The sequence below is a fragment of the Tessaracoccus bendigoensis DSM 12906 genome (assembly GCF_900141915.1).
Taxonomy (GTDB): Bacteria; Actinomycetota; Actinomycetes; order Propionibacteriales; family Propionibacteriaceae; genus Arachnia; species Arachnia bendigoensis.
Genome location: NZ_FQZG01000101.1, coordinates 1 through 10,718, shown reverse-complemented (window position 1 = coordinate 10,718; position 10,718 = coordinate 1). Strand labels below are relative to the sequence as shown.

15 protein-coding genes, 1 tRNA gene and 1 riboswitch are annotated in these 10,718 nt (G+C 66.5%); of the genes, 8 read left to right on the top strand and 8 right to left on the bottom strand.

Annotated elements, in window-relative coordinates:
* Both rhuM and guaA read right to left on the bottom strand, forming a co-directional pair.
* Positions 1–264 (bottom strand): RhuM family protein (gene rhuM / locus BUC15_RS20570; protein ID WP_483887636.1); only part of this gene is annotated, 264 nt, incomplete at its 3' end.
* 137 nt (positions 265–401) lie between these two features.
* The gene (guaA, locus tag BUC15_RS17620; RefSeq protein ID WP_073191036.1) at positions 402–1,385 is read right to left on the bottom strand and encodes a glutamine-hydrolyzing GMP synthase; all 984 of its coding nucleotides are present in this window, start codon (positions 1,383–1,385) and stop codon (positions 402–404) included.
* Between the two features lie 187 nt (positions 1,386–1,572).
* A riboswitch (TPP riboswitch) is annotated at positions 1,573–1,667 on the top strand.
* Between guaA and BUC15_RS17615 the strand changes: the two genes are divergently transcribed.
* The 3 genes from BUC15_RS17615 to BUC15_RS17605 all read left to right on the top strand — a co-directional run bounded on the left by BUC15_RS17615 (position 1,658) and on the right by BUC15_RS17605 (position 4,430).
* Positions 1,658–3,004, top strand: a complete 1,347-nt coding sequence (locus tag BUC15_RS17615; protein ID WP_073191034.1) for an MFS transporter — start codon at positions 1,658–1,660, stop codon at positions 3,002–3,004. It overlaps the preceding riboswitch by 10 nt.
* Positions 3,001–3,756 carry a hydroxyethylthiazole kinase gene (thiM, locus tag BUC15_RS17610; RefSeq protein ID WP_073191032.1) on the top strand — a complete coding sequence of 252 codons (756 nt, stop codon included), beginning with the start codon at positions 3,001–3,003 and terminating at the stop codon, positions 3,754–3,756. Before BUC15_RS17615 ends, thiM begins: the two co-directional genes overlap by 4 nt.
* Entirely contained in the window at positions 3,753–4,430 is a 678-nt protein-coding gene (locus BUC15_RS17605) for a thiamine phosphate synthase (RefSeq protein WP_245788035.1), read from the top strand. Before thiM ends, BUC15_RS17605 begins: the two co-directional genes overlap by 4 nt.
* Before the next feature lie 100 nt (positions 4,431–4,530).
* Here the strand turns inward: BUC15_RS17605 and BUC15_RS17600 are convergent, their stop codons facing one another.
* Genes BUC15_RS17600 through BUC15_RS17590 form a run of 3 tightly spaced genes read right to left on the bottom strand, consistent with a single transcriptional unit; the run spans position 4,531 to position 6,083 of the window.
* On the bottom strand, positions 4,531–5,430 hold the full coding sequence (locus BUC15_RS17600) for a ribokinase (RefSeq protein ID WP_073191030.1): 900 nt from the start codon (positions 5,428–5,430) through the stop codon (positions 4,531–4,533).
* Positions 5,431–5,439: 9 nt separating this feature from the next.
* Positions 5,440–5,736 carry a GroES family chaperonin gene (locus BUC15_RS17595; protein ID WP_073191028.1) on the bottom strand — a complete coding sequence of 99 codons (297 nt, stop codon included), beginning with the start codon at positions 5,734–5,736 and terminating at the stop codon, positions 5,440–5,442.
* 23 nt (positions 5,737–5,759) lie between these two features.
* Complete coding sequence (locus BUC15_RS17590) at positions 5,760–6,083, bottom strand: DUF3618 domain-containing protein (protein ID WP_175558399.1); 324 nt, start codon at positions 6,081–6,083, stop codon at positions 5,760–5,762.
* A 105-nt stretch (positions 6,084–6,188) separates the two neighbouring features.
* Between BUC15_RS17590 and BUC15_RS17585 the strand changes: the two genes are divergently transcribed.
* The 5 genes from BUC15_RS17585 to BUC15_RS17565 all read left to right on the top strand — a co-directional run bounded on the left by BUC15_RS17585 (position 6,189) and on the right by BUC15_RS17565 (position 9,267).
* A complete protein-coding gene (locus tag BUC15_RS17585; protein WP_073191023.1) occupies positions 6,189–6,668 on the top strand; it encodes a peroxiredoxin in 480 nt (159 codons plus the stop codon).
* Positions 6,661–7,323 carry an IMPACT family protein gene (locus BUC15_RS17580; RefSeq protein WP_175558398.1) on the top strand — a complete coding sequence of 221 codons (663 nt, stop codon included), beginning with the start codon at positions 6,661–6,663 and terminating at the stop codon, positions 7,321–7,323. Before BUC15_RS17585 ends, BUC15_RS17580 begins: the two co-directional genes overlap by 8 nt.
* Positions 7,324–7,442: 119 nt before the next feature.
* A complete protein-coding gene (locus BUC15_RS17575) occupies positions 7,443–7,925 on the top strand; it encodes a hypothetical protein (protein WP_073191021.1) in 483 nt (160 codons plus the stop codon).
* Positions 7,926–8,260: 335 nt separating this feature from the next.
* A complete protein-coding gene (locus BUC15_RS17570) occupies positions 8,261–8,740 on the top strand; it encodes a GNAT family N-acetyltransferase (protein ID WP_073191019.1) in 480 nt (159 codons plus the stop codon).
* Between the two features lie 302 nt (positions 8,741–9,042).
* Positions 9,043–9,267, top strand: a complete 225-nt coding sequence (locus BUC15_RS17565) for a tyrosine-type recombinase/integrase (RefSeq protein ID WP_073191016.1) — start codon at positions 9,043–9,045, stop codon at positions 9,265–9,267.
* 133 nt (positions 9,268–9,400) lie between these two features.
* Here the strand turns inward: BUC15_RS17565 and BUC15_RS17560 are convergent, their stop codons facing one another.
* The 3 genes from BUC15_RS17560 to BUC15_RS17550 form a co-directional block, all read right to left on the bottom strand.
* On the bottom strand, positions 9,401–9,763 hold the full coding sequence (locus tag BUC15_RS17560; RefSeq protein ID WP_073191014.1) for a type II toxin-antitoxin system death-on-curing family toxin: 363 nt from the start codon (positions 9,761–9,763) through the stop codon (positions 9,401–9,403).
* Positions 9,760–9,963: a CopG family transcriptional regulator gene (locus BUC15_RS17555; RefSeq protein ID WP_073191038.1), complete on the bottom strand. Its 204-nt coding sequence runs from the start codon at positions 9,961–9,963 to the stop codon at positions 9,760–9,762. The genes BUC15_RS17560 and BUC15_RS17555 overlap by 4 nt, the downstream gene beginning before the upstream one ends.
* A 309-nt stretch (positions 9,964–10,272) precedes the next feature.
* Positions 10,273–10,354, bottom strand: a tRNA-Leu gene (locus BUC15_RS17550).
* Positions 10,355–10,718 lie beyond the last annotated feature (364 nt).

Genomic DNA, 10,718 nt, shown 5'->3' with positions numbered 1-10,718 from the left:
ATGGTTTAAGTAGTCCCATCCGTCCGAGGCCCTGAGCTTGTCATCATCCATGGCGAAGCCCTTGACCAGGTGCTCCCTGGGCACGCCGGTGGCCCACTGCCGGAACTGCACTACGCGCGGGGAAGTCGATCGGTAACCGACCGCCAAGACCATGTCGAGGTTGTACACCTTCACCTCGCGCCGCACCCCTGCCGGGGTTCCATCGGTTCGAACTATCAACTCAGAGTTAATAGTTGGCTCGTCGACTTCACTGTCTGCCAGCACGCGGGCGATCGTCTGTTGGACTTTCTGCAGCGACGAACCGTACAACTCGGCGATCTCGCCCTTGCACTCCCCCCGTCGCGCTCCCAAAAGGAACCAAACTCTCGGCACTGGTCAGGAAACCAGCCCCCGCAGTGTCACTACTCCCACTCGATGGTGCCCGGGGGCTTCGGCGTGGTGTCATACATGACCCGGTTGACGCCGTCCACCTCCGCCGTGATGCGCAAAGTGATGCGCCTCAGGAGGTCGTGGGGCAGGTCGGCCACTTCTGCGGCCATCGCGTCGGTGCTGTGGACGGCCCGCAGCACGATGGCCTCGCCGTAGGTACGGCGTCCGGCCACCACGCCCGTCGAGCGGACGCCGGGGCAGACGGTGAAGTACTGCCAGATCTGGCCCTCGAGCCCGGCCAGCGCGATCTCCTCCCGGAAGATCGCATCGGACTCGCGCACCATTCGCACCTTCTCGGGCGTGACCGCCCCGATGACGCGGACGCCCAGGCCCGGCCCTGGGAAGGGCTGACGCCACACCAACTCGTGCGGGAGCCCGAGCGCCTCGCCCACCACGCGCACCTCGTCCTTGAAGAGGTAGCGCACCGGCTCGACGAGCTCGAAATCCATGTCCTCGGGCAGGCCACCCACGTTGTGGTGGGACTTCACCACGCCGTTTGCGGAGTTGCTCTCGATGATGTCGGGATAGATGGTGCCCTGCACAAGAAAGTTGGTCTCGCCGAGCTGGCGTGCCTCCTCCTCGAACACGCGGATGAACTCCTCGCCGATGATCATGCGCTTCGCCTCTGGGTCTTCGACCTCGGCGAGCTTGGCGTAGAACCGGTCGGCGGCGTCGACGCTGATCAGGGCCATGCCGAAGTGGCGGCCGAACAGCTCGTCCACCATCTCAGGCTCGCCTTGACGCATGAGGCCGTGGTCCACGAAGAGGCACGTCAGCTGGTTCCCCACCGCCTTGTGGACGAGCGCGGCACACACCGAGCTGTCGACGCCGCCGCTGAGGGCGCACAACACCTTGCGGTCGCCCACCTGCCTGCGAACCTGCTCGATCATGACGTCGAGGTACTCCGTGAGGGTCCCCTCGAATCCGGTGCGCTGGGCCAGCGTCTCTCGCTCCATTGCGGTCCTTCCCGCTCGTCGTTTGGGGTAGTGGGGTCATGCTAGCGGCGCCGCGCCCTGCCGTGGGTGATCCACCGACGGTTGGGCACGCGGGACCCGGCGATGTCGTGCGCGATGCCAGGTTTGGCGGTCGCAGACTTCGGCGGCCCCGGCGACCCACACGTCGGCGCCGTCTGGCACAATCGCCCGCACGGACACGGGGTGCGCCACAAGGCGCTGAGATCACACCCGTGGAACCTGATCTAGCTAGGACTAGCGAAGGGAATGTCTGAATGACCGACACGACCCGTGCACAGAGCACGAAATCACCTCCCGCAGATACCTTGCCAAAGGCCGGGCGCTCCGCGCTGCGGGCCGGCGTGGTGGGGAACTTCATCGACAACGTCCACGTCTTCCTGCCCGCCTTTGCGCTGATTCCCGCCCTTGCCAGCGTGGCCGGGCCACACGCCTCGGCCAGCTCAGGAGCACTGGTGGTCATCGCCATGCTGCTGGGCCGACCGATCGGCGGCGTGGTCTTCGGGCAAATCAGCGACCGGCTCGGGCGGACCCGCACCACGAACATCGCAATCGCCGGGACAGCGCTCTGCGCCCTCGGCATCGCCTTCATGCCCACCTACCTGGCCATCGGGTCGGCAGCGATGGTGCTCATCCTGGTCCTCCGGTTCGCCGGCGGCGTGTTCGTGGCCGGCGAGTACTCAGCCGCGATTCCCCTTGCCATGGAATGGTCCGTCTCGCGCCGCCGCGGCCTGCTCTCCGGGCTCATCTTGTCCATGGCACCGTGGGCGCAGGCGACGATCTCATTCGCCACTGCCGGGCTGCTTGTCTGGCTCGGCTCCCAGCGCTACGCGCAGTGGGGCTGGCGGGCCCTGTTCGTATGCGGTGCCCTGGCCTCGCTCGGCATGCTGCTCTACTACCGGTCCCGGGTCACGGATGCACCGATCTACCACCGCAACAGCCAGCAGCCCCGCACCAGGACCGGGGCGCGCGAGATGCTCACCGGCCACCACCGCCGGGCCTTCTGGCAGGTGTTCACCCTGATGACGGGTCTTTGGATACTGACCAACATGACGGTGCTCGTCCTCCCTGGGCGGCTGGTCACCGACGTCGGCCTCGAAGCGTCCGAATCCGCATTGGCCACCGGGACGGCGGCGATGGCGCAGGCGGTCTTCATGGCATTGGCCGGCCACCTGTCGACCCGGCTGGGCAGGCGTCGGCTCCTCGTCTGCTGGGGCCTGATCGCCGCCTGCATCGGCCCACTCGTGTGGTGGGGCCTGGTCCACAGCGCCACACCCGCCGCCGCGGCCGGGCTTGCAGCCCTCCTCCAGGTAGTCACGGTCGCCGCCTACGGGCCTATCGCGGCCTACCTGTCCGAACGCTTCGTCACAGCCGTCAGATCCACCGGCTACGGCATGGGCTACAGCCTCTCCATAGTTCTTCCCGCCCTCTATCCGTTCTACCTACCGTTTCTTGAGGAGGCGATGGGACGGCAGGTGGCAGTCATGGCGCTCATCGCGCTCGGCGGCGCACTGGTCGTCCTCGGAGCCTCGCTCGGCCCGGCGTTGTCGCCGCGTGAGATCGACGCAGACCTGGATACCGTCGCACTGGCGGTGACGCGATGACGACCCCCTGGACCGAGGTCGCCGGTCGCGTACGAGATGCGGCCCCCCTCGTGCATTGCCTCACGGCCACCGTGTCGATGAGCCTCGTCGCCGATGCTCTACTCTCGGCCGGTGCACGACCCATGATGACCGAGACGGCACAGGAGGCCCCGACGATGACCCGGATCGCAGACTCGCTCCTGATCAACCTCGGCACCTTGTCGACCGACGGCACGCAAGGCATCCCTGCGACCGTTTCCGCCGCCGTCGAGGATGGGCACCCGTGGGTGCTCGATCCGACGGCCGTCGGCGTGGCCCCGGTGCGCACCGCCCTCGCTGGAGAACTCCTGGACCAGCGCCCCGCCATAATCCGAGGCAACGCCTCAGAGATCCTTGCGTTGGCCGGCCGAGGCAGCGGCGGGCGGGGGGCCGATTCCACAGCCATGCCGCGAGATGCGCTGGAGGCTGCGAGATCGCTCGCGCTACGGTGCGGCGCCATCGTGGCGGTCTCGGGCGCGATCGACCTCGTCGTCGACGTCGACCGGCACACCGAAGTCGACGCGGGGAGCCCTCTGCTCCCCCGGCTGACCGGCACCGGATGCCTGCTCGGGGCGCTGTGCGCCGCCTGTGTCGTCGTCACCGACCCCTGGTCGGCGGCGTTGGCAGCCACCCGGTGGCTCGACACGGCAGGAGAGCTGGCCGCCAGCCGCGCCACGCGCCCTGGGTCCTTCCGGGTCACCCTGATCGATGCACTGGACGAGGTGGGCAAGTGACCAGACGCGAACTGGACCTCAGGTGCTACGTGGTGACCTCAGGCGTCGGCGAGGAGACGGTAACCGCAGCGGCGAAGGCCGCCGCTGCCGGTGCCGGGATCATACAAGTGAGGGCGAAGACCCTGTCGACACGCGACTTGCTCGCCTTCGTTCTGCGGGTCGCCGAGGCCGTCACGGAGGCGAACCCCGCAACCTGCCTCGTCGTCGACGACCGGGTCGACGTCGCACTCGCCGCGATGAACCGGGGGGCGGCCGTGCATGGCGTACACCTGGGCGAGACCGACCTGCCCGTGCGGGACGCGAGGCTGATGCTCGGGCCAGAGGCAGTCGTCGGGTTCACCACCGGCAGCCTGGCGCTGGTCCGCGCCGCCCAGCGCGACGCCGACGTCATCGACTACCTGGGGGCGGGGCCGTTTCGTCCCACTCCGACGAAGGATTCGGGAAGGGTGCCGCTTGGCGTCGCCGGATACCCGGAACTGGTCAAGGCCAGTTCACTGCCCATCGTGGCGATCGGTGACGTCACCCCGGCCGATGTCGCCGTCCTAAGCCGAACCGGGGTCGCCGGGGTAGCCATGGTCAGGGCGATCATGGCTGCCGCAGATCCGGGGGCGGTGGTGCGCGGTGTGCTGACCGACTTCGCTTCAGTCGGAGGACGCGAACCGGACGACGCCTGAGGCTCAGAGACCCGAACCAGGCCGCCTGGAGGGCGTTCATCGGCCCCCGGATCGCCCCGGAGCCACGACTTCACGTCCGAATAGCCACCGGGCCCAACCGTCAAACAGACGGCAACCGCGTTCCCGGCGCCGGGTACGACGACTGCGCACCCTCAAACTGGACGGTGTAAGCGGCAAACCGGCTGGCATACCCAGCCGCTTCTTGCAGCGAGGCCCCGTCCGCCAGCCTCGCCGCGAGTGCCCCGCAGAGCGCGTCACCGGCCCCGACGGTGTCTACGGCATGGACCTTAGGAGACGCCACCACCTCGACCCCGACGCCTTCGGCGACCAGCGAGCCGGCCGCCCCGACCGTCATCACGACCGTGGCGACCCCCGCCTCACGAAGACCCCTCACGATGGCTGCAGGATCCTCCAGCTCCCGGCCGCCAAGCTGGACGAGCGCCGCAGCGCCCTCATGCTCGTTCACCACCAACGGGTCGGCCGCCAGCAACAACTCGGGCGACACCGCGATCGCCGGCGCGAGGTTCAGCACCAGCCGACCTTTGGTCAGCCGTGCCGCGACGAGGCTGCTCTCCGCTGGGATCTCCCCCTGCAGGACCACAACAGCGGCCGAACCGATCAGCTCGCCCCAACCGTGCACGTTCTCCGGCGTGACCAAAGCGTTGGCGCCAGGCACGACGACGACGGTGTTCTCGCCGTCTGCGTCGACGCTGACGACGGCCAGCCCCGTCGGGCCGGGCAGCCGTCGAAGCTGCGTCAGGTCTACCCCGGCACGACCAAGGTGCGACAGCGCCACCGATGAGGGGGCATCGTCACCGATCGCGCCGAGCATGAACGTCTCACCCCCGGCGAGGGCCGCGGCACAGGCCTGGTTCGCGCCCTTGCCGCCCGGGGAGAAGTCGCCCCCGGTCGCCAACAGCGTCTCACCAGGCAGCACATGGCGATCCAACCTCAGATGAAGATCGACGTTGATCGACCCCACGACGACAACCCTGCCCATCACAGCCTCCTAAAGGTAGAGCCCGGTGCCGCCGTCGGCCACGCTGTCAGAGGCGACGGCGTGAATGTCGCGCTCCCTGAGCAGCACGTAGACCTTGGCCTGAAGCTCGACCTCGGCCCGCTCCTCCGGGTCGAAAAGCACCCTGTCCTCCGGTTCGACGGCGCGCACATTGGGGCCGACCGCAACCACCTTCGCCCAGGTGAGCCGCCGTCCGAGCTGCACGGTCGCGGGGATCAGGATGCCGCTCGTGCTGCGCCGCTCGCCAGCCGCTGCGTCGACGTCGACGAGGACGCGGTCGTGCAGCATCCTGATGGGCAGGCCCGGTTGGCTCACTTCTCGATCGCCCGCCGCTGGGCGGACGTGATCACCCGGCGCTGCGCCACGGAGTTCAGCGTGACGGCGAAGACGATGACGCCGAGCACGGCGCCGCCCACGAGCAGGAGCTTGTTGAGTTTCCAGGAGCCGTCTTCTTCGCGGAGCGGCAGGGTCACGGCCTCGAACTCGGTCTTGGCAAACTGCTTGACCTGCTCGGCGCTCTCGCGGGCGAGGTTCTGCGGCGTGAGCGACTCGGCGAGGTCGTTGATGGAACCGGTCATCTGCTTACGGTTGGCCGCCAGGTCGGCCTGCAGCTGCTCGACGGTTCGGGATGCCATCATGTGTCTCCTTAGTGCGCTTGCCACCCACCCTATTCATCCCTGGCGATTCGCGCCAGAAATCGCGCCACGATCGGACGCGACACCACCACTACACTGGCCCCCATGACCGCACGATTGACGACCGGCACGCCCGCCCCCGCCTTCACCCTTCCGGACCAGAACGGCAACGACGTATCCCTGTCCGACTTCGCCGGCCGCACCGTCATCCTCTACTTCTATCCGGCCGCGATGACGCCGGGTTGCACCACCCAGGCCGTCGACTTCTCCGAAGCCATGCCCGCGTTCCAGGGCGCCGACTACCAGGTGCTCGGCTGCTCACCCGACACCGTCGAGAAGCTCGCCAAGTTCACGTCGCACTCCAACATCTCCTTCACCCTGCTGGCCGACCCGGCCAAGGACGTGCTCAACGCCTACGGCGCCTACGGCCCCCGCAAGCTGTACGGCAAGGAGATCGAGGGCGTGCTGCGCTCCACCTTCGTGATCGACGTCGACGGCGAAGGCAACGGCACCATCCGGGTCGCGCAGTACAACGTCAAGGCGACGGGGCACGTGGCAAAGCTCCGCCGCGAGCTCGGTGTCTGACGCCTTCCTCACCATCGACGCCGCCCTCGGCGAGGGGGCGGATGTCGAGTTGGAGATCAAGCGGTCGCGTTTCTTGACTCGGATCCGGCGGGTCTCGACAGAGGAGGCCGCGAGGGCCGTCGTCGAGGAACGCCGGTCGGCCATGTTCGACGCCAGGCATCACTGCTCGGCGTTCATCCTCGGGCCCGACGGGCGCATCGCGCGTAGCTCGGACGACGGCGAACCGGCAGGCACCGCCGGGATCCCGATGCTGACGGCGCTGCAACACAACCAGCTGACCGACGTCGTCGCCGTCGTGACGCGCTACTTCGGCGGGATCAAGCTGGGCGCGGGCGGCCTGGTGCGCGCCTACACCGACGCCGTCGCGCAGGCCGTCGCCGCAGTCGGCACGAGGCGGGTGCGGCCTAGCCGGGTCCTGCGGATCGACGTCGACTTCGCGTCGGCCGGCGCCGTCGAAGACCAGCTGAGGGGCCTGGTGCTGCCGTCGGGCGAACAGGTCGTCGTCGACGGGGTCGAGTGGTCGGACCGGGCCCACATCAGCGTGGCGGTGCCGTCTGTTTGTGTGGGTGAGTTGGAGGTGTCGCTGGCCAGCCTCAGCGCAGGCACGCTGACCGCCGTCCAGGTCGACGAGCGGTGGACCGACCAGCCTGGGTAGGTCGCGACATCGGTCGGCGGTGATCTTTGAATCCCCTGGGGGTTCTGCGGCGCGTGAGGTCGAGCGGAGCTGACGTCGTCGCTTAAGTTGACCTGGACCCATACATCTGAGGAGCCCCCATGAGACCCACGCACCGCGCGGCGCTGTTCACGCTCGCCTGTCTGACGCCGTTGGCCGCCTGCTCCCCCGCGGCCGAGTCGACCGGTTCGCCGTCTGGGTCGGGGCAGTCCGCTTCTCCGGCGTCCCCGGCATCCGTGATGCCCTCAGGGCGCGAGTCTCCCGAGGTCGCCTCGGCCCTGCCCGCAATGCAGGACGACGCCGTCGCCAGGATCGTGGCACGCGACGGGAGCGTCGAGTCGACCGTCGGGGTGGGTGCCGAGGAGACGCCGTATCTGGTCCACGCGGCCTGCACGGGAGCCAGGGAGATGACGTACGCGTTGCTCGTCGACGACGTGGAACTGTCCAGGGCCACGATCGCCTGCGGCACCGAAACCCTCAACTCCGGATACAGCGGGGGCGGCACGTCGGTCCAACTCGAGCTACCAGATCTGGCGACCACACCCGGTTTCCATGGTTTCGCGGAGTTGGTTCCCGAGGGGTGATGCCTTGCGCGTTGCCCATTCAAACGCCTTGAACCAGAATCGAAGAAGGGACTTGAACTCAGCGTCCCTCTTCCAGGGAACAATCCCTTGTGAACAGCCTTTGGGTACGGGTTACATAAGGCATTCCCATCCCTCAACGTACGCTAGTGGAGCCTCATCGGGACCAGGGCCCGTCGCACCCAATTGCACGGGCACATCTACGAGCTCGCGCCATGAACCCGTGTCTACTAAAACGAGAACAGTCCAGACAGCCTGAAGACCCTGTTGGAGTCAAACGGCCCCCTGATGCGCTCCAGGGTCCGCCTCACGCCTGTCGGTGATGCGATCATGGAATCATGACATTCAAAGTTCGTCCAGCGCTGCCTACTGACGTGCACGACGTGAGGTTTGTGGGGTTTGTCACCTGGCCAGCGACGTATGGTCCCATCAACGGTACTGCGTACGTCGTAGATGGGCTCGACGAGTATTGGAACGCACAGGTGACCTTGGCTGCTATCGAAAATGGGGCCATCGACGTCGCGGAGTCCTCTGATGGAACGATCATTGGGATGACGCATGTTGAGGAGCTCAACGCACCTGACCTTGTCATGTGGAAGCTGTACGTTCTGCCAGACATGCAGCACATGGGAGTCGGGCGTGCTCTGGTTGAGGCAGCGAAGGAACGGGCTCGGGTTCATGGCGGTGACCTAATTACCGAGTTCGACGCCACCAACGAACGTGTGCGCGGCTTCTACCAACGAGAAGGCTTCGTGTCGACACCAGCCCCCTGGCCCGACACGAACGCTGTTTGGCTGAAGTGGAGCAGCGGGCGCTAGGAGCTACACGAAGCTATGTGAGGTGTCGTGCACCGTGCTTGTGCGATCGAACTCTGGGTTGTCCGCGGCAGTAAGTACCAGGGAGCACTACCCGAAGGTGTCAGGTGGAAGGCACTCTCAACGTCACGAGCAAGGTGTCACCAGCCAAGAGCAAATCCGGCCAGTGAGTCATCAACGACCTGAGCGCGGCCGTCCAGGTGAGCACTTGGACTTACAACCTTGCCCCCGGTATTAGTCACACCTTTTGCCCCCTGAGCACTTGAATACGATCCGCCTCCTCATGGAGGCAGTAGTAAGTCCCCATGGCAGCGGAATCCATCGGGCGCCCCGACGCCACCGCCCACGTGCTCCCCCACACCCATGCCTCGTTGGCCGCAGACATCAGCGCCCCAACGCCGGTGACCATGCAGCGCCTCGGACACGCGACGGTGAGTATGACCATGCGCTACACCCACGCCAAGGCGGACGCCGATCAACGGCTCGCTGTGGAACTCGTCATCGTTCGAACTGCAGGATCCCGAGCATGAATTCGGAAACACAGGAAAACAATCATGACTCCTTGGGAGTTGCGATACAGCTCTGGTCCAGTCTGATCCCACGAACGGGCTCGGCCCATGCTTCTTGCCCGCCATGGAACTTCGGATGAGATGCCACTGATGGTCAGTGCCAGGACGCGAGGCGAATGGATACTTCTTGGTAGGGCGTGGTTCCGCTGGCAACCGCGATCACCAGCTCGTAGGCGTCGTCGTCCGGCGCCTCCAAGACGATCCCATTGAGTCCGTAGAACACCACCAGCGACAGCCAACCAAGGCGCTTGTTCCCGTCGACCAGGGCATGGTTACCAACCAGCGATTCCAGCAACACCGCGGCCTTCTCGTCAAGGGTGGGATACGCGTCCCGGCCGAAGACGCTCACACGAGGGCGGTGGACCGCGGAGTCGAGCAGTCCGACGTCGCGCACTGGGCCAACTCTGAGGTCCTCGACCAATGACAAGACATCTTCGAGCGTGAGGTACTCGATCACTTGCCCAACCGGTCAAGAAGATCGGCGTAGCGGCCCCGAGCTGCCGCGGAAAGCTGCCGCACTCTGTCCTCACGGACCCGTCGTGCGGCAGCCTCCCGGATGGCGCGCACGGTGGCCTCCTGCTTGCTCACCCCTTCTGCCTCGGCGAGCAGGGCAAGAGCCTTTTCGTCATCGGGGTCCAGCCGGAGCGTCATAGCCATGGTCATGATGATACCACTGTGATACCACATTCAGAAGGGCGCGAGCGGCCGTCGTGCCCTCCTGATGTCAGCTGGTTCTGAGTCTTTATAGTCGCGGAGGATCCCAAGAACCGTCGTGGTTGCCTCCGGCATCGGGCGTTGCCATGAACCAGAAGTCCGCGCTCGATCGCTGGTGGACGAACCAGCGTTCGTCACCCTCATTCGCTGGCACGTTCAGTAGTTTGGCCAACTGCCGCGCGCGTCTCCGCCCTGCGGCCCATGTGAGGGAATCCGAAAGCAACAACACATAGTCAGAGCTACATTGCGAGGTACCGAAGAAGGGACTTGAACCCTCACGCCCGAAGGCACAGGAACCTAAATCCTGCGTGTCTACCAATTCCACCACTCCGGCTGGTCCCGTTTCCGGGCCGCGCCCTATTCTAGTGCCGTCGGGGCGCCGTCCGTCCAGCCGGTCACGTCGGGGGCTGTCGGGCGGTCGGGGGTATGGCCCATCCTCGTCACCGGACAGATCAAAATCGACCACTGGTCGATACTCGCGGGTCGCGCGAAGCGCGTCAGGCGGGACGACGCCACCACCAAGCAGGCAGTGGCCAATTCTCGACACCAGACGGACCAAAATCGACCACTGGCCGATCCTCGGGCACCGCGCCGGGGCGCGTCGGCAGGGAGTCCCGACGGAGCGTCGGACAGGACGACGCGTCGGGCCGGACGGCGCCACGACCCGGGCAGGCAGTGGCCGATCCTCGACACCAGAC